The 23,125-nt window shown below is 47.0% G+C and carries 22 protein-coding genes and 1 tRNA gene; 11 read left to right on the plus strand and 12 right to left on the minus strand.

What is annotated here, in order from left to right; genetic code table 11:
• Positions 1-304: 304 nt before the first annotated feature.
• The gene (locus tag AC1DXC_RS24880) at positions 305-1,291 is read right to left on the minus strand and encodes a nucleoside hydrolase (RefSeq protein WP_477461884.1); all 987 of its coding nucleotides are present in this window, start codon (positions 1,289-1,291) and stop codon (positions 305-307) included.
• An 83-nt stretch (positions 1,292-1,374) separates the two neighbouring features.
• Here AC1DXC_RS24880 and AC1DXC_RS24885 point away from each other — a divergent pair, with 83 nt between their 5' ends.
• From AC1DXC_RS24885 to AC1DXC_RS24900, 4 genes are all read left to right on the plus strand, one after another.
• Complete coding sequence (locus AC1DXC_RS24885; RefSeq protein ID WP_477461885.1) at positions 1,375-1,995, plus strand: hypothetical protein; 621 nt, start codon at positions 1,375-1,377, stop codon at positions 1,993-1,995.
• A gap of 51 nt (positions 1,996-2,046) precedes the next feature.
• Positions 2,047-2,952 (plus strand): ABC transporter ATP-binding protein, encoded by a 906-nt coding sequence (locus AC1DXC_RS24890; RefSeq protein WP_477461886.1) that lies wholly within the window; start codon positions 2,047-2,049, stop codon positions 2,950-2,952.
• Between the two features lie 3 nt (positions 2,953-2,955).
• A complete protein-coding gene (locus AC1DXC_RS24895; protein WP_477461887.1) occupies positions 2,956-4,209 on the plus strand; it encodes an ABC transporter permease in 1,254 nt (417 codons plus the stop codon).
• Between the two features lie 227 nt (positions 4,210-4,436).
• Positions 4,437-5,384, plus strand: coding sequence for a Ppx/GppA phosphatase family protein (locus tag AC1DXC_RS24900; protein WP_477461888.1), 948 nt, complete (start codon positions 4,437-4,439; stop codon positions 5,382-5,384).
• Here the strand turns inward: AC1DXC_RS24900 and AC1DXC_RS24905 are convergent.
• The 8 genes from AC1DXC_RS24905 to AC1DXC_RS24940 form a co-directional block, all read right to left on the minus strand.
• Positions 5,338-6,093, minus strand: a complete 756-nt coding sequence (locus AC1DXC_RS24905; protein ID WP_477461889.1) for a carboxypeptidase-like regulatory domain-containing protein — start codon at positions 6,091-6,093, stop codon at positions 5,338-5,340. The genes AC1DXC_RS24900 and AC1DXC_RS24905 overlap by 47 nt on opposite strands.
• A gap of 31 nt (positions 6,094-6,124) precedes the next feature.
• Positions 6,125-6,844 carry a carboxypeptidase-like regulatory domain-containing protein gene (locus AC1DXC_RS24910; RefSeq protein ID WP_477461890.1) on the minus strand — a complete coding sequence of 240 codons (720 nt, stop codon included), beginning with the start codon at positions 6,842-6,844 and terminating at the stop codon, positions 6,125-6,127.
• A gap of 35 nt (positions 6,845-6,879) precedes the next feature.
• The gene (locus tag AC1DXC_RS24915; protein ID WP_477461891.1) at positions 6,880-7,689 is read right to left on the minus strand and encodes a carboxypeptidase-like regulatory domain-containing protein; all 810 of its coding nucleotides are present in this window, start codon (positions 7,687-7,689) and stop codon (positions 6,880-6,882) included.
• A gap of 22 nt (positions 7,690-7,711) precedes the next feature.
• Positions 7,712-8,419, minus strand: coding sequence for a carboxypeptidase-like regulatory domain-containing protein (locus tag AC1DXC_RS24920; protein WP_477461892.1), 708 nt, complete (start codon positions 8,417-8,419; stop codon positions 7,712-7,714).
• Between the two features lie 88 nt (positions 8,420-8,507).
• The gene (locus tag AC1DXC_RS24925; RefSeq protein ID WP_477461893.1) at positions 8,508-8,765 is read right to left on the minus strand and encodes a hypothetical protein; all 258 of its coding nucleotides are present in this window, start codon (positions 8,763-8,765) and stop codon (positions 8,508-8,510) included.
• 1 nt (position 8,766) lies between these two features.
• Positions 8,767-9,039 (minus strand): hypothetical protein, encoded by a 273-nt coding sequence (locus AC1DXC_RS24930; protein ID WP_477461894.1) that lies wholly within the window; start codon positions 9,037-9,039, stop codon positions 8,767-8,769.
• Positions 9,040-9,043: 4 nt separating this feature from the next.
• Positions 9,044-10,447: a radical SAM protein gene (locus tag AC1DXC_RS24935; RefSeq protein ID WP_477461895.1), complete on the minus strand. Its 1,404-nt coding sequence runs from the start codon at positions 10,445-10,447 to the stop codon at positions 9,044-9,046.
• The gene (locus AC1DXC_RS24940; RefSeq protein ID WP_477461896.1) at positions 10,440-11,189 is read right to left on the minus strand and encodes a prolipoprotein diacylglyceryl transferase; all 750 of its coding nucleotides are present in this window, start codon (positions 11,187-11,189) and stop codon (positions 10,440-10,442) included. The genes AC1DXC_RS24935 and AC1DXC_RS24940 overlap by 8 nt, the downstream gene beginning before the upstream one ends.
• A gap of 109 nt (positions 11,190-11,298) precedes the next feature.
• Between AC1DXC_RS24940 and AC1DXC_RS24945 the strand changes: the two genes are divergently transcribed.
• From AC1DXC_RS24945 to AC1DXC_RS24975, 7 genes are all read left to right on the plus strand, one after another.
• Positions 11,299-13,281, plus strand: a complete 1,983-nt coding sequence (locus AC1DXC_RS24945; protein WP_477461897.1) for a M1 family metallopeptidase — start codon at positions 11,299-11,301, stop codon at positions 13,279-13,281.
• Between the two features lie 119 nt (positions 13,282-13,400).
• The gene (locus AC1DXC_RS24950; protein ID WP_477461898.1) at positions 13,401-14,192 is read left to right on the plus strand and encodes a PASTA domain-containing protein; all 792 of its coding nucleotides are present in this window, start codon (positions 13,401-13,403) and stop codon (positions 14,190-14,192) included.
• Positions 14,179-14,484, plus strand: coding sequence for a rhodanese-like domain-containing protein (locus tag AC1DXC_RS24955; RefSeq protein ID WP_477461899.1), 306 nt, complete (start codon positions 14,179-14,181; stop codon positions 14,482-14,484). The genes AC1DXC_RS24950 and AC1DXC_RS24955 overlap by 14 nt, the downstream gene beginning before the upstream one ends.
• Positions 14,485-14,511: 27 nt before the next feature.
• Positions 14,512-15,567 carry an endolytic transglycosylase MltG gene (gene mltG / locus AC1DXC_RS24960; RefSeq protein WP_477461900.1) on the plus strand — a complete coding sequence of 352 codons (1,056 nt, stop codon included), beginning with the start codon at positions 14,512-14,514 and terminating at the stop codon, positions 15,565-15,567.
• Positions 15,567-15,974, plus strand: coding sequence for an acyl-CoA thioesterase (locus AC1DXC_RS24965; protein ID WP_477461901.1), 408 nt, complete (start codon positions 15,567-15,569; stop codon positions 15,972-15,974). The genes mltG and AC1DXC_RS24965 overlap by 1 nt, the downstream gene beginning before the upstream one ends.
• 11 nt (positions 15,975-15,985) lie before the next feature.
• The gene (locus AC1DXC_RS24970; protein WP_477461902.1) at positions 15,986-16,987 is read left to right on the plus strand and encodes a YihY/virulence factor BrkB family protein; all 1,002 of its coding nucleotides are present in this window, start codon (positions 15,986-15,988) and stop codon (positions 16,985-16,987) included.
• An 87-nt stretch (positions 16,988-17,074) separates the two neighbouring features.
• Positions 17,075-17,159, plus strand: a tRNA-Ser gene (locus AC1DXC_RS24975).
• A gap of 242 nt (positions 17,160-17,401) precedes the next feature.
• Here AC1DXC_RS24975 and AC1DXC_RS24980 read toward each other — a convergent pair.
• From AC1DXC_RS24980 to AC1DXC_RS24990, 3 genes are all read right to left on the minus strand, one after another.
• Positions 17,402-19,303 carry an FAD-dependent oxidoreductase gene (locus AC1DXC_RS24980; RefSeq protein WP_477461903.1) on the minus strand — a complete coding sequence of 634 codons (1,902 nt, stop codon included), beginning with the start codon at positions 19,301-19,303 and terminating at the stop codon, positions 17,402-17,404.
• 11 nt (positions 19,304-19,314) lie between these two features.
• Complete coding sequence (locus AC1DXC_RS24985) at positions 19,315-21,342, minus strand: FAD-dependent oxidoreductase (protein ID WP_477461904.1); 2,028 nt, start codon at positions 21,340-21,342, stop codon at positions 19,315-19,317.
• 99 nt (positions 21,343-21,441) lie between these two features.
• Positions 21,442-23,121, minus strand: coding sequence for a RagB/SusD family nutrient uptake outer membrane protein (locus tag AC1DXC_RS24990; protein WP_477461905.1), 1,680 nt, complete (start codon positions 23,119-23,121; stop codon positions 21,442-21,444).
• Positions 23,122-23,125: the final 4 nt, after the last annotated feature.

Consider the following 23,125-nt stretch of genomic DNA (forward strand, 5'->3'; position numbering starts at 1 on the left):
TCCCTTTAAAAGTGGACCTCAACCAAGGCATAGTCAGTGTGTGCACCAGGCCTGGGCAACTCTTTTACAGTTACTATCAAGGAATGATCAATAATAATATTGAACACCTTTCTATATTGAACCGGATAAAAAACGTTTTGCTAAAGATTGTATTCAAACTTATTCATTCGGACACCCTGTTTAACCAGGAAATCTTCATGAAAAACAAAGTCTCATGGCAAAAACATTTGCATATGTCATAGTAATCAGAATGACGACTATGATTTTTTATGCTTTCCCCCCAATTCCGGTGTCCTCACCGGAATTACTTCGGCTGATGCATAATCAACTCGTTGATGATTGCCTCCACCTCTTTAGCCGGCATTTTCTCTACCAAATAAGAATGCCCATCGCCGTTATCGTCCCAGGTGTTGTTGCCGGCATCGGCTACTTTTATGCGGCCCAACATCAGGCTGTAATAGAGTCCGAAGCCGCGTACGGCTACTAAAACTGCTGTTTCGTCCCAGCTTTTGCGGCCGATGCTGTCTTCTTTGGCCATAGGGATACAGATGCGGAACGCATCCTTTACCGGCGAGTTCATGATGGATTGGTTATGTATCAGCGGCAGGCCCACCTTTATTTTTTCGCCAATTTCAAAGCCGCTTAAAATTACAGGTGTTGGCCAGTTATCGAAGGTATTCTGGCTGGCGGCGGCATCTTTCATTACATTGAATTCCCATCCCTCGGGGAACCTGCCGGCCATGCTTACCAGCCGTTTTACTTTTTTAGCTACCAGTTCGCGACCGTTAAGTTTGGAAAACTGGTCGGGGCCGGATTTTAGTAAATCGCTCATATTGGTTAAAAAACCAACGGTTACTATGGTTACCGTTTTATCAGATTGTGAGGCCAATATTTTGCGGTAAAGTTTTACGGCATCCCAGGCTTCGGTATTGGTTTTCAGTTTGTGGGGGTATTTGGCCAATACGGTATCTGTCCAGTGCTGCCAGTCGCGCAGGTCCAGGGCTTTGCCTTTAGGTACGCCGATGGGGATATCAGGGCGTTTGAAATAGGTGTTGAATACGTTTAGCACTCCCGCTACGCCGGGGTAATTGGTGCTGGCCATGGTAGCTAGTATGTTGGCCTCGCCGTTGTCGGCAAAGGCATGCAGCATGGTTAGGGCGCCCACGTCGTCATAATCGGGTCCCATATCGCTGTCGAAGATAATAGCTTCGGGTATCTGGGCAACGTTTTGGGCCTTTGCAAACGTGGCAAGGCCGAAAATAAGGGCGATAAACAGGATGATACGGCGCATATCGGTTTTTTACTGGTATATTGGTTCGATAATTATTCAGGACAGAACACCTGCAATTTAACGATATCCTATCCCTTAAATCAATGAAACCCGATTTAAAATTCCTTAGGGCCTTTACCTGGCTGGCCTGGTTTTATTTGCTGTGCGTAGTGGCATATGATATAGTGGATTTCAGTTATATCGATGCCGATGAGGGAAATCCCAAAACGTTGGAACCGTTAAAAGAAATACTCTTTCTAATCCTCCTTATGTATCTTGCCTACATATTGCTTTATTACAAGGAAAGGCGAATCATAATCGTTTCGTTTTATTTTTATGGCGCAACGGTGCTCGTCAGTCTGTGCAGTTCTTTTATAACAGGCCAGTATAAAATTTCTAACTATTTAGAAATAATTGGTTTCGCCATCATTATTTCGTTTATCAACTTTGCCATACAGGTTTTCAAAACGCACAACCCGCGTTTAAAAAAGCCATATAAGAATTTCGCGCGGGCCCTGATAATCTTTTTATCAGCCAAAGCGGCGGTGGGTTTGTACACGGGCGTTAAGGGGGCGTTTGATATCTTAAGCTACCGCAAAATTAGCGCTTGCATCAATCTTACAGAACTACTTATCCCCGTCGCGGTCATCGGGATACTCAACGCTACCAAAGCGCTGCAGGAGAATCCGGAAGATAGCAGCGGGCCTAATACAGTTTATGTGTAACAAAAGGGCACTGCGCCCATCTAAAATAAAATCAAAACCAACCCACCACATATGCTAAGCATACGCAACATTGTTAAGCAATACGCCGGCCACCGCGCGTTAGACGATGTGAGTTTAGAAGTAGAAAGCGGCAAGATATTCGGGCTGCTTGGCCCCAATGGCGCCGGTAAAACTTCCCTCATCCGCATTATCAACCAGATTACCGCGCCCGATTCGGGCGAGATCTACTTCAACGGGCAAAAGTTGGATCAATCGCACATCAACCGCATCGGCTACCTGCCCGAAGAACGCGGCCTGTATAAAAAGATGGAGATAGGCGAGCAGATGATATACCTGGCCCGACTGAAGGGGTTGAGCCGCGCAGAGGCGACTGCCAAACTAAAATTCTGGTTTGAGAAACTGGGGATGGAAACCTGGTGGAAGAAGAAGATAGAAGAACTATCCAAGGGAATGTCGCAAAAAGCGCAGTTCGTGGCAACGGTGCTGCACGAGCCTGATTTGATCATACTGGATGAGCCCTTCAGCGGTTTTGACCCCGTTGCGGCCGAACTGATCAAAGACGAGATACTGCAGCTGAACAAAAAAGGCGCAACCATCCTTTTCTCCACCCACCGCATGGAATCGGTAGAGGAGCTTTGCGATGCCATTGCGCTTATCCATAAATCGCGCAAGATACTGGATGGAAGAGTAAAAACCATTCGCAACTCCTACAAAAACGATACTTACCTGGTAGAGTACACCGGCGAGCATTTAGCGTTCGACGGTGCACAGCCATTCGACCTGTTGAGCGATGTGCCCGGCGATGATAACAGCCACACCATCAAACTAAAGCTGAACGGTACTACCGCCAACGATGTGCTGCAGTACCTGCTGCCAAAAACCAAGATCAACATGCTGCAGGAGGTTATCCCCAGCATGAACGAGATATTCATCGAAAAAGTAAACCTCATCAAATAAGCCATGAATAAAGTATTACTCATTATACAGCGCGAATACGTAACCCGCGTGCGCAAGAAAGCCTTTATCGTGATGATTTTTGTGGTACCTGCGCTTATTTTGGGCATGTCGGCTCTGATTGGCTTCATAGCAAAAAATAACCAGGAGTTAAGCAACGACCAATTGGTAAAGGTAATCGACGAAAGCGGTGCCTTCGCCGGAAAATTACACAATGCGAAGCATATCAAATTCGAGGATGCGACGCAGCCCGTTGCAGAAGCTAAAACAGGCCTGCAACAAGATGAAAATCTTTCCTTATTGCTGATACCGAAAGATTACGCGAAAAAACCGGTGCAGATATTATCAAAAAAGAAGCCGACATATCAGGTTACCGGAGAAGTAGAAAGGCAAATGAATGCCATCGCATCGGCAAAAAGCCTGGTCGACCATCACATCGACACTGCGCTTTTAAATGCACTTAGTAAAAACAGGATATCTGTTAATGCCATGGAGGTTACCGCTACCGGCGCCAAGGATGCCAACCTGGGTGCTACTATGGGCGTGGGCATTGCCTGTGCTATATTGATTTACCTGTCCTTATTCATTTACGGCGCACAGGTAATGCGCGGCGTTATCGAAGAAAAAACCAGCCGCATCATCGAGGTGATCATCTCCTCGGTAAAACCATTCCAGTTGATGCTGGGCAAAATCATTGGCGTGGGCCTTGTTGGCCTAACCCAGTTCGGGGCCTGGATAATACTTTCGGTAGTAACATCAAAAATTGCCGGGCATGCGTTTTCGGGGCCGGGCAGCCCAATGGCGGGGGCTATAGCGGTGTTGAGCACCATACCTTTCGGCTATATCTTAGGCTGTTTTATCTTTTATTTCCTTACGGGATACCTGCTTTATAGCGCATTATTCGCGGCGGTAGGCTCGGCGGTTGATAGCGAGACCGAAACGCAGCAATTTATGTTCCCCATTACGTTGCCGTTATTATTCACCTATATTCTATCCGTATCGGTACTATTTCAGGCGCCGGATAGTCCATTGGCGGTATGGCTTTCTATGATACCTTTTACGGCACCTGTAGCCATGATGGTGAGGATACCTTTCGGAGGCGTACCTGATTGGCAATTAGGTTTGTCGATGTTTTTTATGGTGGTAGGCTTCCTGTTCACCACTTATGTTGCCGCCCGTATTTACCGCGTTGGCGTGCTGATGTACGGCAAAAAAGCCAGCTTTAAAGAACTGGCTAAATGGTTCTTTTATAAAGAGTAATATATCTTCTGCGAGGGCGGGGGGCGTGCGATTCCCCTCTTGAGAGGGGTGGAGGGGTGTGTATAGCGTAAATGCATAACCGACACACCCCTGCAGCCGCGCTCGTCCAGCCCGCCCCCTCTCAAGAGGGGAATGGAAAATAAAAGCCGTTCTTCACCCAAACCACATCATAAATTCAAAAATCCCTGCGAAAGACCTACTTTTGCTGGGATTTTTAATTCCTACCCATGCCCGAACAAACTAACGCCCCTGCCAAACGCATCGCCGTGATGGACCTTGGTACCAACACTTTCCACCTGCTGATAGCCGAGGCCGGCGTGGATGGCTTCCACGTTATCCATCACCAATCCGAACCTGTGAAAATTGGCGAAGGAGGCATCAACAAGGGCATCATTCAACAGGCGGCTTTTACCCGTGGTATAAAAGCCATGCAGGGTTTCAAGCAGCATATCGACGAGCACGGCGCAACAGCTGTGCGGGCCATAGCCACATCGGCCTTACGCAACGCAGCCAACGGCAACGATTTTATTGCCGAAGTAAGAACGCAGGCAGGCATCGAAATAGAGATCATCGACGGCGAGCAGGAAGCGGCATTTATTTACGAAGGGATAAAAGCCAGCGGCGTGCTTACGGATAAGAACGCGCTCATTGTAGATATCGGCGGCGGCAGCGTGGAATTCATCATCGGCAATAAAAATAAAGTGCTTTGGAAACAGAGTTTCGAGATAGGGGCGGCCCGACTGATGGATAAGTTCCACAAGGTGGACCCGATACCCGTTATCTCCATCAAAGCCATGACGGCGTACCTCAACCAGCAACTGGCCCCGCTGTTTATCGCAGCAATGGAACACAAACCTGCCTTGCTTATCGGCTCCTCCGGCTCATTCGAGAGCTTTGCCGAGGTGATAGAACTGGGTAAAGGCAACCCCTTCGATCTGAAGAAGACCAAAAGCTACGAATTCGATTTCGACGATTTGTTGGGACTGATAGAACGCCTCATTAAATCAACGCATGCCAAACGCGCGGCAACCAAAGGCATCATCCCCGTGCGGGTGGATATGATCGTAACCGCCAGCCTGCTCACCATCTACGTAATGCAGAAACTGGGCTTGGATGATATCTGGATGTCTACCTATTCTTTAAAAGAAGGCGTAATGGCGGGAATGCTTGCATAGCCAATTCCTTAACAGCATAGAATCCTCTTTTATAAAGTGGCTGTTTTTGGTAGATGATGTCGAACATGCCGCTCCACGCCATTTCTAAAATTGGGTTAAGCACCAGCACCTGCTTGCCCGCAGTCTTGCGGATGCGTATCTCCTGGGTTTGGTAGCCCAAAAAACTCACCACGATGCGTTTTGCTGATGTAGGAACACGTAAGGTAAATGTGCCGTCTTTTAAAGTTTGCGTGCCAATTTTTGTACCCTTTACAACTACGGTTGCGGCTGGTACAGGCAACTTATCGTCTTTAGCCCTTACTACGCCGGTAATGGTGATGTGAGCAACGGTATCTCGTGCTACCAACCCTGCGGTCACTATTTGCCTGTCGGCGAACTGCTCGGTTTTGGGCTGAGCTTGGGCTTCTGCTTTTAATATTGGGAACAGTACGCTGAGCGATGCCGTAGCAACCAATCCTTTCCACGAGAATTGCTTCCTGTTTTGCATATCAAGCTGGTTGTTGATAGCCGTAAGTTTAGGACCGCTTATCCTTCCGCAGGTATTGCTGTGCGTGATGATGTAGCCGATGATATCGGCATTACTCATCATAGTAAAATCCATGACGGTTTTGCAGCAGCTTTGGCAATGGCGGCCTTGCGCTACGGGTGTCATCTGCTGCCAGTCTTCATGGCAGGGGGTAGGGATGCTGATGTGTTTGAGGGGCTGCATAGTTTTTTTTAATTGGTAAATGCTGAATCGATTAGAACAAGTGTTTGATTTTATACCACCAGCGTTTGTAAAAAGGGGCCTTACGCACAACCATATAACCGACTGTAACCACCTGGTTTTCTGTGAACATCTGCGGATCTAAAGCTGCATCGTAGCGCAATAGAAGTGGATTGAATTTAGCTCGGCTTGTTATATAACCTAAAAAGCTCAGTTCTATCGTATCGGTATTGGCCGGTATTTCAAGTGTGTACGCACCGTTAACAGACGCGGTTGTTTTGATGCTTGTGCCTTTGACGGCGATTGTTGCTCCCGGTATGGGCAGACCATCATCTTTGGCAGTTATTATCCCTTTTATAGTAATAAGCCTCGCGGTAACGGCCGCAGCAATCTTGCCTAACATTGCCGGTGCAACAGGCCCTTGTTCGGTACTGGGTTGCGATTGTGCCTTGGCATGAATGGCAGGGAACAGCACGCTGAGGGATGCCGCAGCAATCAATCCTTTCCACGAGAATTGCTTCCGGTTTTGTATATGAAGCTGATTATTGATAGTGGCAAGTTTAGTATCGTCAATCCTCCCGCAGGTATTGCTGTGCGTGGCGAGGTAGCCGATGATATCGGCATTGCTCATGGCCGTAAAGTCCATAACGGTTTTACAGCAGCTTTGGCAATGGCGGCCTTGCGCTACGGGTGTCATCTGCTGCCAATCTTCATGGCAGGGGGTAGGGATGCTGATGTGTTTGATGCCTTGCATGAGGTCGTGGTTTGTAATTTGATGAATCCGTTCACTTAAAATGGGTTGATGGCTGCGATGATATGTTTGGCCTTATGCACCAGCCAATACCACCAGCGCAGGTAAAAGGGTATTTTCTTACCGTTAATGTTTTTGCCATTAATGGTAAAAATTGCCCCTCCGGTAATAGATTGTTTCCTTATTGGTTGATAGCCAGCTATATGTATGTCGTCTAGCACAGTGGGTGCTATTTCCAGGTTAATATCGAGGGTTTTTGTCTCCCGGCCGATAACGATTTCTACCGATTTGTAGCCTACAGATGATATCCTGAGCGTATCCGCGCTATTGAGCTTTTTTAATTTAAAGCTGCCGTCGGTCGCAGTTTGTGTGCCTGTTGATGTGCCCTTCATCATAATGCTGACACCCGGAATGGCTTGCCCATCTTCCATTCCGGTTACTCTACCTTCGACGGTAACGGAGCCTGATTTATTACCTCCTGTCAACTTGCCACTAGGGAATGAGGCATAAGGCAACGGCACGTTATTCGCCAGAGTTTGCGCCCGGGCATCCATTGCCGGGAATAGCATACTAAGCGAAGCGGCTGCAAGCAAGCCTTTCCATGTGAATTGCCTGTTATCTTCAGCCTGCAATTGATAATTTATGCCGGCCAGTTGGGTATCGTCAATCCGTCCGCAGGTATTCTTATGCATAGCCAGATAGGCAATAATCTCGGCATTGCTCATCACGGTAAAATCCATAACGGTTTTACAGCAACTTTGGCAATGCCTGCCTTGCGCTACTGGTGTCATCTGCTGCCAGTCCTGGTGGCAGGGGGTAGGGATGCTGATGCTTTTGATGGGCTGCATAATGTTCCGGGTTCAGGCTAAATTAAAATACTCGTTTTATGGCATGCCACCAGCGTTTGTAGAAAGGCACATGAAGGTGTGTAACTACCACATCGCCCGTCAACGTTCTCGGTTCTAACGCAATCTCTATTGGTTGTTGACTTAGCGAACTGATTGCCATTTCGATGTTTTGATAGCCGATATAGCTGATTACCATTGTTTTGGAAAGCAGCGCGCCGCGTAAAATAAAGGTGCCGTCGACAGCAGTTTGTACCCCCTCGCTCGAACCCTTTATCCTCACGTTAACGCCGGGCAGAGGCAGCTTGTCATCTTTATCTATAATCCGGCCTTTTACGGTCATTATCTGCGAAGAATCAGCTACCAGCAAGTCATCCTTCTTCTCCCGCAAAAGCGGGCCATGTTCGGTTTTGTGAGGTTGCTTTGCCTGTGCTTTCATATTAGGAAGCATACAGATGATTGATGCTGCCGCAATGATACCTTTCCAGGAAAAACGCGAAGTTGTTTGGTTAACAGGCGCGCTATTTAATGCCGTCAGTTGTGATGCCGCGAACCTGCCGCAGGTTTTTCCATATGTGCTAAAATAAGAAAGGATGTCTTCGATAGGCATCGCGGTAAAATCCGTAACCGTTTTACAGCAACTTTGGCAATGCCTGCCTTGCGCTACGGGCGACATCTGTTGCCACTCTTCATGGCAGGGGGTAGGGATGCTGATGCTTTTGATGGACTGCATATCTGCTGGTTTTAAAGCAGGATGCAGCAGGAGCTACTTTTCCATAAATTTTTTATAGATTTTTTGCGGCAAACAAATTCATCAAGTGCTAAAATGCCAGCATGCAGGTTGAAAAGCCAATTATCAGCACCAAGCCCGCGCTAAGCAAAAACTCTTTATGGTAAATAAATATGGCAAGTATCAAACACAACGCCACGTGTATGGCGATCAGGAAGGCCAGGCCAATAACATTGTATTGCCCTTGAGCTACAAACCTTAGGTAAATAGTGTAACCAATTAGCACGGCGATGTTGAGGCCAGCAATTACCATACTTGGCTTTCCTGATGGTTCTTCTATTTCTTCCATATCATATTCCACTCATTTTACTTAACACGCCTGCACAAGTAGAAAAACCAATAACTAATACCAAAACACCACTTAATAACCACTGCATTCGCTTTGGCCCGGTTAGGGTTAATATCATGCAAACAATAACATGGACAACAATCGCGAAAGCATCAAAAATGATTCCTCCGGGAGATAAGGCCGACATCAAGGTATATGCTATCAACACACCTAAATTGATGCCGACTATTTTATAGCTTAATTCTTGTTTGGGTATAAGGTCTTTCTCTTCCATATCATTAAAAAGTTGCTGCCATTTCTGTCCTTAGTTGCTCGAGGTATTCGCGCTTATCGTCGCGGTAAAAAATATTCATGGTTTCGAAGGGGATGATCTGCATGTCCTTGTTTACAATGTGCACGCAGGATTTTTTGATGGCGCGCACATCAAAGTTCTGCGCATCTATAAAATTCATGATAATCACCCTAAAGAGGTTATCGTAACCCAGTTGCGGTGCATCAATCTCGGGCAGGCAGCACATTATGGAGTGCAGGTGTTCCTTAGCCTTATCTACCGAATTACCTGTGCTGAACATATTAAGCAGGTGCCCTTTCAGTTGCTCGTCCTGCTCGTAAACGATGGTGTTTTTGGAGTTGTCCAGCAAATCATCAGGGTTTATCATCCGCGTAAGCGGGAAAACCTGTCCGCCCAGCTTTAGTGCATAGCCCATTACCAGCGCATCCGGGTTGCAGGGTACGGGTATCAAATCATTCGCGTTGAAAACATTGGTTTGTTCCAGTATGGCGCTGCGCACCTCGGTCATGGTGTAGCGGTCGGTCGCGGGGTTAAAGTTCTCCAGGCGGCCTGCTTGTTGCGTCGGCTGGAAAGTTACGCCGCGGATGCAAGGCTGCTGCAAAGCGTATTCTATAATTTTGCCAATCTCGTGGGTGTTCAATCCCTTTTGCAAAGTGACCACCAGCGTAGTAGACAGGTTATGTTTATTGAGGTTTTCGATGGCTTTTGCCCGTACATCGCGCAGATCCTCGCCGCGTAATTTGATCAGGGCTTCCGCCTCGAACGAATCGAATTGCAGGTATATCTCAAAATCGGGCTGGTAGGTGGCAAGGCGTTTTACGAATGCCTCGTCTTTAGCTATGCGGATGCCGTTGGTGTTCAGCATCAGGTGTTTAATAGGCTTGGTTTTGGCAATATCCAGTATCTCGAAGAATTGCGGGTGTACGGTTGGCTCGCCGCCACTTATCTGTACCACATCGGGCTGACCCTCGTTGGCTACCACTACATCCAGCATCTGCTCAATCTCTTGTAGGGTACGGTGCCTGCCATAGTGGGGCGACGACATAGCGTAGCAGGTAGGGCAGGCAAGGTTGCATCGGTCGGTAACCTCAATAACGGTTAAGCAGGAGTGCTGCTCGTGATCGCGGCACAGGCCGCAATCGTATGGGCAACCATAATGCGTTTCGGCGTTGAACTTTAAAGGCATCTCGCTGCGCTTGGCGTAATTGCGGCAGTTTTTATAGTACTCTATATCGGTAGCTATCAGCACCTTTTCGAAACCGTGCTGCCGACAGTTTTTTAGCATATAAACGTTGCTATCCTCAAAAACAATCTTGGCATCAACCCGGCGCAGGCAGGTTGAGCAGATGCTCAGCGTAAAATCATAATAAATATACGGGCGTTCAGGCATAGGTGCTTACGAGTTTTGAGGGATGCAGAAATACTTTATAATAATACAAAATCCCGCCGATACATGCCAACTGAATTACAGAGAGTCCAAAGTTGAAAAAATAAGCAGGCTTAATAAATTCTATCAACAACCTGAACACCAGGTAGCTGGCCATAAATACTTTGAAGCGCGCGCCGTTGGCGAACTGTTGCCTGCGCTCGATTAGTCTCAATACCAGCCACAGCATCAGCCAGAATAATATCTCGTATAGGTTGGTAGGGTGCCTGCGTATGCCATCACCAAAGTTGATGGCCCAGGGCAGCCCGCTGGCAATGCCGTAGGTGCCATCTTCCAGTCCCGCAAAAAAGCAGCCCGTGCGCCCGATAAGCATGGCCAGTATGAGCGGGTACACCATCAAATCGCCGGAGGATACTGTAACGCCAATTTGCTTTTTGGTGAGCTCAACGCCAATCAACCCGCCCAGCATGCCGCCTACGATGGTTTTGTTGCCCATGAAATAAATGAGGCTAAAGTGCGATAGCAGCGCGGGGTTCTCCAGCACGCCTATGATATGGCTGCCCAAAAACGCACCGAAAGCTGCCCCAATGAAAATGATGAGCCGGTTATTGGCGCTGATGGCATCCTGCGTATGCTTACGTAGATGAGCGTAATACCGGTAACCGATAAAATAGGCCAGCGTTTCGCATACAAAATGGACGGGGATATGAGCGGAACCGAGGGGGATATTGACAGGGAAGTGCAAATCGGATAACGTTTAGCGTTTTTTAAAGGTAGCAATTACCCAAATATCAAACTAAAATTAATTTTACTGCCTGCGCTTTGTATATTGCTGTGCTTTTTACGTAGCCCAAATGAAAATCACCATTATCTCCGCTGCATTGCTATCCGTAGCCGTGCTTTCCGCGCAAGCGCAAAAAAAATCGCCTTACGATACCGTTGCCACCAACTACCAGCCGGCAGCTATTTTTTCTACGCTGCCTTATACCCAAAATGGCAATGAGGTACATTCGCCCAATGGCGAGCCGGGACCTAAATACTGGCAAAACCGGGTTGATTACCAGTTGGATGTGAAGCTGGATACCGTGGCCAAAACCATCAGCGGATCGGCCAATATCAGCTATACCAATAACAGTCCCGATGCGCTGCAATACCTATGGCTGCACCTCGATCAGAATACCTACCGCAAAGAGGCCCGCTCTAACTTTGTGGTTACGGCTTTTGCCGCGCCGGGCCATACCGAGGGCTACCAAATCGAATCGGTATCGATGCTGCAAAACGGCAAGCTTACTAAACTGGCTTATGTAATTACGGATACGCGGATGCAGGTGCGCCTGCCATCGGCGGTTACCCCGAAGGGAGGCAAGATAAATTTCGTGGTGAAATACCATTATACCATCCCCGGCAGTTTTGGCGGGAGGACGGATTACGTGGATACCAAAAACGGCAAGATATACGAGATAGCCCAGTTTTACCCACGCATGTGCGTGTACGATGATATGCGCGGCTGGGATACCGCGCCTTTTTTGGGCAGCGGCGAGTTTTACCTGGAATATGGCGACATAGACTATAAAGTAACCCTGCCTGCGGATATGATCGTAGCCGGCAGCGGGGAGTTGCAGAACCCTGCCGAAGTACTGACCGCAAAGCAGATAAGCCGCCTTACTGCCGCGAAAAACAGCGACAAAACTGTGATGATACGCACCGCTGCCGAGGTTACCGACCCGGCTTCGAGGCCCGCCGTTAAAGGCAACCTTACCTGGCATTTTAAGATGCTGAACACCCGCGATGTGGCCTTCGGTGCCTCCAAAGCTTATATATGGGATGCCGCAAGGGTGAATTTGCCGGGCGGGAAAAAATCATTGGCCATGTCGGTTTACCCTGTGGAGAGCGCAGGCAAGGAAGCCTGGGACAGGGCGACCGAATACCTCAAAAAATCGATAGAATATTTTTCCGAAAAATGGTTCGTTTACCCGTACCCCGTTGCCGTGAACGAGGCGGGCATAGCGGGAGGCATGGAATACCCCGGCATAGTGTTCGATGGCATTACCGATAGGGGGAAGGACCTGTTCTGGATAACCGCCCATGAGATTGGCCACAACTGGTTCCCGATGATCGTTGGAAGCGATGAACGCCGCTTTGCTTGGATGGATGAGGGTTTTAACACCTTTATCGATGTGTATGCCTCCGACGTGGTGAACAACGGCGAGTTCGGGCCAAAACGCGACAGCGAATATGCCGAGAACGGTGGCAACCCGGCGGATGAGATCATCCCCTTCATCAGTGACCCCGGAGCACCAACCCTGATGGCGCAGCCGGATGCCATTGCCGAGAAGTACCGCCACCCGTTTACTTACTTCAAACCGGCCTTCGGTTTGATTTTGCTACGCGAACAGATACTGGGCAAAGACAGGTTCGATTACGCTTTCAGGAATTACATCCACAAATGGGCCTATAAGCACCCGCAGCCCGATGATTTCTTCCGCTCGATGGAAAACGGGGCGGGGGAGGACTTATCCTGGTTTTGGAAAGGCTGGTTTTACAATAACTACCTGCTTGATATTGCGTTGATAGATGCCAGATATGCCGATAAAGACCATAGCAAAGGCATCAAAGTGACCGTTGCCAATAAAGAGCTAATGGTAATGCCGTTTACGGTTGAAGTGAAGTTTACCGACGGCAGCAAACAGCGCACCTATTTCCCGGTAGAAACCTGGCTGCAGCAAAAGGTAGCCACCCTTACCATACCAACCACGCAAGATGTAGAAAGCGTTACGGTAGACCCGGATAACGCTCTGCCGGATGTAAACAGGAAAAACAATTCGAAGAAGTTTTAATTGAAACAAGCGCTGGTTATGAGCAGGGGAGAAGCTGCCCCGCCGATTGTCAAAAAGCTAACGTGGCTTCAAAATCCGAAATTATTACCTATGTTTGAGCATAATATCTTAAAACAGGCATGAGCAAATTCTGGGCTTATTTAAAAACAAGGCAATTTAGAAATACCGTACTATTGGTGATATCCAGCATCATCGGGATTGTTTTAATAGCCTTTTTCGGCCTGAGTTATTACACCCGGCATGGCAGTGGTATCCCTGTACCCCAGCTTAAAGGGCTTAATGTTGATAAAGCGATGGCCACGCTGAAAGAGCAAGGCTTCAACTTTAAGATAGATTCTGTTTACGTTCCGGATCAGGAGCCCGGCACTATAGTAGAGCAGGACCCCGATGCCGGTACCAACGTAAAAGAGGGCCGTACCATATACCTCACTATGATTACCCAACAAGCGCCGGATGTTGCCCTCCCGGATATTATTAGTGATGAGAGTATCTATCGCGAAGCAGTAGCTATACTCTCTAACTACGGGCTGAAGGTTGGAGATACCACCTATCGTGACGATATTGCGCGCGACCGGGTGTTAGAGGTGAGATTTAACGGGCAGGTAATAAAACCGGGTACCAAGCTGCCAAAAGGCTCCAGGCTGGATTTGGTGCTAGGCAATGGCGAGGGCCAGGACGAAGTGGACATCCCCGAACTCATTAACCTTGACCTTGACGCAGCAAGATTTGCAATTAGCGGTGCCGGTTTAACCGTGGGCGTTATCACTTACGAAGGCTCCATTACCGATTCTACCAGCGTAGTGGTGGTATCGCAATCACCTATGAAATCTGATTCGCTAACGCAGGTGAGCAGGCATACCCCCATAAACCTTACCGTTAAACAAGGGCAAAAAACCAATGACCCAAATTGATGCGGCTACCCTGCAGCAGCGTTTACGTCACCACGAAAAATTGAACCTGCTTGATGTGCGGGAAAAAATAGAATATGCTACCTACAACCTGGGTGGGCAAAATATACCTGTAGCAAAGCTTGCAGCCCAAATCAATACGCTTGTTTACAACAAAACCGATGAGATAATCGTTATCTGTAGCGCAGGCATCCGCAGCGAAAACGCACAGCGCATTTTAACAGGCCTGGGCTACCAAAATGTTGTAAATTTAAAAGGTGGATTGATAGCTTTGCAAAAAATAAACAACCAATAAAAGAATAAACATCTCCCCAAATATCCCATGTCGAAACAGCAAAAATCTTCGGACGGCACGTTCAAAAAATTCATCATCGCGCTGGTGGTCATCATCGTCTTATCGCTGGCGGGTACAGGCGTATTCTACTACCTGCGTTATTTTGGCCCCAACGTGAGCGATAAGCAGGAGTACCTGTACATCCATACCGGGGCGGGCTTTGATGAGGTGTATAAAACCATACGCGACCAAGGCATCGTAAACGATACCACAGCCTTTGTCAAGGCAGCCCACGACATGAATTACACCACCCGTGTAAAACCGGGCAAATACCGCCTTACCGCGGGCATGAGCAACCGCAATTTTATCAATATGCTGAAGGCCGGCAACCAGGAACCGGTAAAACTGGCTATCCATAACATCAGGTTAAAGGCCCAGTTCGCGGGTTTTCTGGCCAAAAAGCTCGAACCGGATTCGGTAAGCTTCCTGCGTCTGTTGGATTCTGCCTCCTTTGTAGAGAAATACGGCTTTACCACCGAGAACGTGTACACCATGTTCATCCCCAATTCGTACGAATCCTATTGGAACACCACGCCGGATAAATTCTTTACGAAAATGTACGCCAACTACCAGAAATTCTGGACTGCTGAACGTAAGGCAAAAGCCGATGCGCTTAACCTCACACCTGCGCAGGTATCGGTATTGGCATCCATAGTAGACTCGGAGGCCTTGCACGACGACGAAATGCCCGCTATTGCCGGCCTTTACCTCAACCGCCTTAAAAAAGGGATGAAATTGCAGGCCGATCCCACTGTTATTTTCGCGGTGAACGACTTTACCATTAAACGTGTCTTAGGGCGCGACCTGATGAAAGATTCGCCCTACAATACCTATATGTATGCAGGATTGCCTCCCGGCCCAATCATGATGCCATCGGTGAACGCCATCAATTCGGTATTGGATTTTAAACCGAGCAGCTATATTTACATGTGCGCCAAGGAAGATTTCTCCGGCTACCACAATTTTGCCGATAACGAAGCCCAGCACAGGATTAATGCACATAAATTCCAGCAGGCCTTGAACGACAGGAATATCCTTCGCTAATGTTTCAGCATACCACCAAACTAAGGGTGCGCTACGGCGAAACCGACCAGATGGGCTATATGTACTACGGCAACTACGCAGAGTTCTTCGAGGTGGGCCGTGTAGAGATGCTGCGCAGCCTTGGGCTTACGTATGCAGGCATGGAAGCATCGGGCATTATGATGCCTGTGCTGGAGCTGAATTGCAAATACCTTAAACCCGCCCGGTACGACGAGGAAATTACCATCGTAGTCACCATGGCCAAAATGCCCGGCGTAAAAATCCACTTCAAATACGAATTGTATAACGAAAAGGATGAGCTGATACACATCGGCGAAACGCTTCTGGCCTTCATTAATATGAAAACAAACCGGCCCTGCCTGCCATCGCCCGAATTTATTGATAAATTGAAGCCTTTTTTTGAGTAATTTTATCCATAATGAAATGGATACACCGCTTTTTAAGCCATTTTAAGTTTTACCACTACATAACCGATTGGGCAAAATCTGTTTACATACCCGGTTTCAGGCCGTTGCCGCTTTACACGGTGGTTGTTTTTTTTATAGAAGAGATACAGCAAACATCGCTCACCAACCGCGCTGCAGCCCTTGCCTATAATTTTATGCTGGCGCTTTTCCCGGCAATCATTTTTCTGTTTACGCTGATAGCCTATATACCTGTAAGCAATTTCCAGGAGTATCTGCTCAGTTTGTTTGCCGTTATTATGCCTACCAATGCCTACCTGGCGTTCCAGTCTACCATTGTAGATATCGTGAGCATACAAAATGGCAAGTTGCTTTCTTTGGGTTTTGCCACCGCACTTTACTTTGCCACAAACGGCGTAAGCAACCTGATGCAGGCTTTCAATAAATCATCGTTGATATTAGAGACACGTACCTGGCTCAAACGGCGCGTTATAGCGCTTCTGCTCACAGTTATCATCAGTATAGCGTTGTTGATCGCTATCGTTATTATGATAGCAGGGCAGGCCGTAATAGCCTTCATACAGCATCAACTGCATAGCGAGTCGCATTTTTGGTTTTACCTTATCGCCCTTTCGCGCTGGATAATCATCCTGGCTATATTCTTCGTGAGTATCTGCATATTGTACCGTTACGGCCCATCTAACAAGCAACGCTGGAAATTTGTGAACCCCGGCTCTATCCTGGCCACCTCGCTGGCTGTTTTAACCTCTATAGGGTTTACGTATTATACCAACAATTTCTCGTCGTACAATAAGGTTTATGGTTCTATAGGTACGCTTATCGTGGTGATGATATACCTGTACCTAAATTCGCTCATCCTGCTTATCGGTTTCGAGCTTAATGCCAGCGTTGACCTTTCCAAGCGAAATATCCGCATTGTTAAGCCGCGGTACAACAGCTTCCGTGCCCCCAAAACGGCGCCTACACCCGCAAAAACTAATGCGCCGCGCAAATAAATCAATGGCGTACAGGAGTTTACAAGTAATTTAAAAAAAGTTAACATCGGGTTTGGCAATTCGGCCCGGATTTGTACTTTTGTCCCCGGAGAGCTGGCAGAGTGGTCGATTGCGGCAGTCTTGAAAACTGTTGACTGTAACAGGTCCTGGGGTTCGAATCCCTAGCTCTCCGCACTTAATATATCAAACGATTCAAAACGCCTTAAATGCATCATTTAAGGCGTTTTTTGTTTCCGGGCGCCTCCAAATTATTCAATAAATCGCATTCTTCTGGTGACCTATCAGGCAGCAAGGGCAACAGGTCACCAGAAAGTTTATAAGTCTTAACGGCAAACCGATCCGGCTAAATGGAGCACATCTGCACAAAAACTAAATGGTGTGTGATCTTACTCGTCCCTTTCAATAACAAGCGATTTATTTTAATGATTTATAAATGCCGGCCAGTATTAGTCTGCGCGTGATGAGATTTTTTTCAGGATAAGAAATTTTAAGCCCTGACAGTTTTTTCCACAACAGGAGCTGCTTGCTATCAATAGGTGCATCTAAACGCGCCTCCCATTCTGGTAAATAGCCTTTTAAACCCATAAATTGCACCATCTTAAAATCGGAAGATGAAGGGTCAATATCTTTAAAATATATCAGGGTTACTTTTTGATCTATCAGCTTATCCTGTAGCTGGCTGTTATTTACATCGCTGATACGGCTGTGCCCGTCAATGGCTAATGATGCCGCTACGCCTGCCGCCTGGCCAAGTGCCATCCAGCAGGGTTCCATCCTGATGGTAGAAAACCCGATATGGCTGCCCGATACCGGCACCGGCAAAATTAAATTACTAACCTGGCGCGGAACCATTACACCTAACGGCACGGTATAAACGGATGTAGGGTAACTAATAAATCCATCAAGATGAATTTTGCCGGGTTCGCGTTTTCTTACAGCGTGCGAATCGAGGGCGTAATGACTTGCCGTAACACTTGAGGAATGCACAGGCGGGCGTTTACCGGGCGACACTGCGGTAGCATCCTTTGCTGTAAAAAAATACATTGCTTCAAAACGGCGCCCTTCCCTTATATAAACCTGGCGTGGAAAATTGCCATTATCAATATATTCATCTTTAGCAAGCCCCCATTGCCTTGTAGCTTTGCGAAAGCTCTCCGGCAGTTCTGTGTCATTTTGGGCAAAGTAAATAAGCCCAAGTGTATAGTCTTTTAGCCGCTCGGCAAAAGCGTCCCTCCAGTTCCAGCTTGAGGTAGGCCAGGGCCAGTTTTCTTCGGGCAAATCTGTAGATATAAATGCCATGTGTTGGTTGTTACCATCTGTTTTACGGTTTGGCAGGGTCACCATATTAGTGATCTTACCAATTCCCCATCTATCTCCCGGTATCTGTGTAACACCACCGCTTGCAAGTGTTTTGCGGTTATCTGCCATCATAGCAGCGGTTACCTGCTGCATTTGGTAGCCGGTATTTCTGCCCGTCCAAACATCCTCTATTAAAGATACATACTCGTCCCGATTGTACTTAGCAGGCTTTTTGATAGTTACGCTGTTAGCCGAGTCGTTAGTAAGGCAAATTCTGTAATTATACGATTGTACCGCATTATCTGCCTGATAGGTGCTACCTTCACCTTCACCGCCCTGCCAGTGTTTGTAAACCCGGCCTGCGCCGGGCTCATTAAATTCATCCTTGCCTTCGCGGCCAACCCTAAAAGGTATTTTTGCCGCCGCGCCTAAATCGCCTTCATACGTAGCGTCTATGAACACACTCCCAATAAATTCTTCATTACTTTTTGTCTCCCTGTTCAATACAGTTATGCGGGTTATTTTGCCATTTGCCACCTCAATATTTTGTGGTTCTGCATCAAACTGACGCATTGTTAGCACTGTAATTTTTTTACTGTACTCCGCTAGCATCTCTCCAAATATTTTCTCCGCAACTGATGGTTCAAAATGATAACCATCGCTGCAAGCTTTAACCTGTTCAGATTCAGCGCCGTACCTATCTGTATAATACTTTTTAACGCGAGTTACAAACTCGGTAAACAAACCCGTGGTTACGCCACGGGTAGCAATATCGGTTGCCCCCAGCCCATTGGCAGGCAGGCCGCCAACATGAGCTGTACGCTCTAGTATAACGGATGTTTTCCCCAGCCTGGCGGAAGATATAGCAGCCATGATGCCGGCAGGTGTACCGCCAACAATTACCAGGTCGTATTTTTGGCTTTTAATGGCAGCTACGCTTAACTTTGCCTTAGTGGCCAGATTAAAACCCAAAAAGATAACCAGTAAAAGCCTTATTTTAAAATTTAGTATATACATGATGCCGAATGTTATTTAGAGGTTTTTTTTACAGGAATAAACAAAATTGCATCGGCAATGATAGCCCCATCCGCATTTTGATTTGATATCTGCACGTAAGCCTTTTTCCCGCGCGGCAGTTGATACTCACCCAACGATACCCATTCGCCGGATGTTTGGCCCTGCACTTGTATATCCGCCTGGTTTATAACTTTTTCTATCTCCTTTTCCCCATCATAAATAACTATCATCGTTTTAGCCGCAGCGTTTTTAACCTTCGGAAAATAAGAATAGACATGATAAGTTCCACCTTTAACGATTATTGGCATAAACCGCACAGAGGCGGCCGAAGCAGCTTTAGAGGTGTCTAAAAGGAATGATGGGCCGTAACCGCCATTTTTACCCATTTTCCAATCGCCGGTTATTTGCACTTGATTGGAATCCTCATTATCAACTAACAATTCCGGCACACTTTTATCTGCAAGGGGGTCGGCTTTTAGCATGCGCTGTACCGCCGCAATGTTTACACGCTGCACGGGTATCTTTTTATCGATCGCCTGGCAAGCGGCTACCGCAGCAGATTGCGCGAGTACCATAAATACGGGTTCCATCCTGATAGAGCCGTAAGCAATATGAGTAGCCGATAAACATACCGGCACAAATAAATTATCGGCCTCTTTTTCTTTTGGAATTATTGCCCTGTAGGAAATTGGATATGGCCCAAAACCACCTACCTCCACATTGCCTTCGTTTTTCACCTCCCCATTTACAACTAGGCGGTCGCAATTATGCGAATCCATTGTATAAGCCGCCATGCCAACCCCGTCAGTTGCTACCTCTTTTCCCTGGCAATAGTGTTGGGTCATTACCAGTTCACCAATCATACGCCGCGCTTCGCGGATATAGAGTTGCGGTGTCCAGTTATGGCTATCGGTAAACTCATCCTTCGGATACCCCCACTTTTGCATTTCATCCCTGATGTTGGCCGGGATGCGGGGATCATTCCCAACAAAATATAAAAGTCCTTTTGTGTAATCTTCATGAGCTTTCCATAGTACGGCCCTTTTGTTATAATCAGCATCCGGGTATTCCCAGTTCATCCCAATCATATCGGTAGAAAAACCGCCTTTATTATTTATGTCTGTTTTGCCATTGGGCATTATACTCCAAATAAACACATCGCTTAGCCCTTTCCAGGGCTTTTTTTCTTTCAGGCGTATTAACAGCTCATATTTCTTAGGATCGTAATTTTCGGGCTTGGTTATAGCAATGCGATTTTCGGGCACATTGGTTAAGGTGATACGGAAATTATAAGCTTGTACCTTTTTATCGCCCGCTCCTGTTGTTTGTAATTGCTGATTGCCTACGCCCCATAGTAGTCCGCTTTTGGCGTCGCCGGATACTATATATGGATCAATGCCCCCTGGAAACTGGTGGCCATCCATTAATTCTACACCATTAATGGTTTCATTATACTGGCTATTAGCTTCCCGCCCAACGCTGTAGGCAACACCTGCCATAGCCATCAAATCACCTTCATAAGTACAATCAATAAACACCTTAGCCTTTATTGAGCTATGGTTAGCGGCAGCAGGCAGCGTAGTATTTTCCACAACTATTTCCTGCAGTTTATTTCCAGCCTTATTTACTTTGATAATGCGGTTATTATACATAACGCTAAAACCCGCCCGTTTTACGTAATCATTAAATATGCCTTCTGCTACTTTGGGTTCAAACACCCACTGCTCAAACTTTTTGTAATGATCGCCAACACGGCGGTAAAAATCGCGGGCAAGGCCGGTAACTACATATTTATTGCCAATATCAGTGTAGCCCAAACCGCCGGATGTCATCCCACCTAAATGTTTACCAGGCTCTATCAGTATAACAGTTTTCCCCATTTTTTTTGCCGTGTACGCCGCAATTACCCCTGCGGATGTGCCGCCGTACACGCATACGTCTACCTCAATATCAGGCCCTTTTAGCGCATGTGCGCACGGCACAACAAAAAAGCTTAGGGCAATTACAAGCAAGACTATGGCTCTTTGATGTTTTTTCATAACTAATTGTTTATTAGAAGAACACTTAAAATTCAATAGTAAAAGAAACGGCCTGCTGCTATAAATATCAGCAGGCCGTTTTAAACATTATCCTACGGTTTAGTAACCAGGGTTTTGTGTGAGCTTAGGATTGGTAACGATCTCGATATTAGGGATAGGCCACAAGTAATCCCGGTTAACATTGAACAGCCTGGTTTCTATTACGCGCATATCTGCCCTATTAGGTACATTGGTATAATTTGCAATGCCGTTAGCATCAATAACAGGGGCGCTAGCCAATAACCCTTTAGGTATGCGGCCATAAAAAGGCCCGGTCATCACCTGTGCCGCTATTTTCCATCGTCTGATATCAAATAAACGCAGCCCCTCCATCGCAAATTCGTACATCCGTTCTTTATGTACAACAGACCGGAGTTCGGCCTGTGATAAGCCTGATGGGATTGCCGGCATGTTTACGCCCGGCCTTTGCCTTACGCTGTTAATAGCAGCGTAAACGCTTGCATCTACCGTACCGCTTTCTATTTTAGCCTCCGCATAGGTTAGCAATACTTCGGCGTACCTTACCACGATAATGTTCATTTCTGAATTGGCTACATCTACCTTGTCCGTCAGGTCAACATATTTGCGCCAGCAATATCCCGTAAACGTGGCAAATGCGTTCAGAGCGTCCTGGTTATCCACCCTTGTTGCAGGGCTGGTGTTATAATTCCAGCACTTCAGGCTGTCTTTATGGGTTTCAAATTGATAATTGAAATAAACCGAACCGGGTAGGGCTACAGTAAAACCAAGCCTCGGATCGCGGTTCAAAAATGGTTTAGCGGGGTTATACAGCGGCGATTGATCAATCGTTAATCCATCGGTACATTCGTAGGAATCCACAAGTGATTGTGATGGTACTTTGTTAGACGTGCCCTGCCCGTTCCTGGATAACAGGTTGCGGGGTACCGAATGTGTTTTTTTTGCAGTTTTTAAATACTGCAGAGAAAAAATGATCTCTTTTGAATTTTGACCGTTATAAGTGAACAGGTCGCTAAAACTGGAATGCAGTGCATAAGTATTTAAATCCATTACCGCTTTGGCAGCCGCAGCGGCAATGTCCCATTTGCCATTAAACAATGCTGCGCGGGCTTTTAAAGCAAGTGCAGCGCCTTTAGTTGCGCGGCCAACATCAACTGCGCCATAAGTTACCGGCAGGTCTTTTGACGCATCTTCCAATTCGGCCAGTACAAAAGTTAATACCTCGTCTTTGGTGTTTCTTGGTACCTGAGCCTCGCTTAGCGCCAGCACTTTGGTTACAAGCGGAACGCCGCCGTAAAGTTCTATCAGGTTTTGGTAGGCGTAAGCTCTTCCAAACCGCGCTTCTGCAACCGATCTGGCAAAAATTGCCGGTGTTGTTACAGATTTTACCTTCTCTGCATTATCCAGTATAAAATTACACCGGGCAATAAGTTTGTAAAAAGAGCTCCACAGGTTCAAACCATAGTCGCTATTACTATCCTGGTTCCCTCTACCTATAGCCTGCAGGCCGCTTGTATTACGGTCCCAGTTAATATCAGTCACCGCGTCTATCGTCATATTATAGGGCATACCATCGCTCGGGCTAATGGCCATTGAACTGTATATACCATTCACGGCTAGCACCAGTTCGTCCTGGCTGGTAAAGAACGATTGATTTGAGGGGCCCGATAAGGGCACTTTGTTCAGGTAATCTTTTTTACAAGCTGTGCTTGCAAACACCAGTATCGTGATTAATAAAAAATACTTTATATGCTTTTTCATCTTT

The sequence above is a fragment of the Mucilaginibacter sp. P2_D11 genome (genome assembly GCF_056404435.1).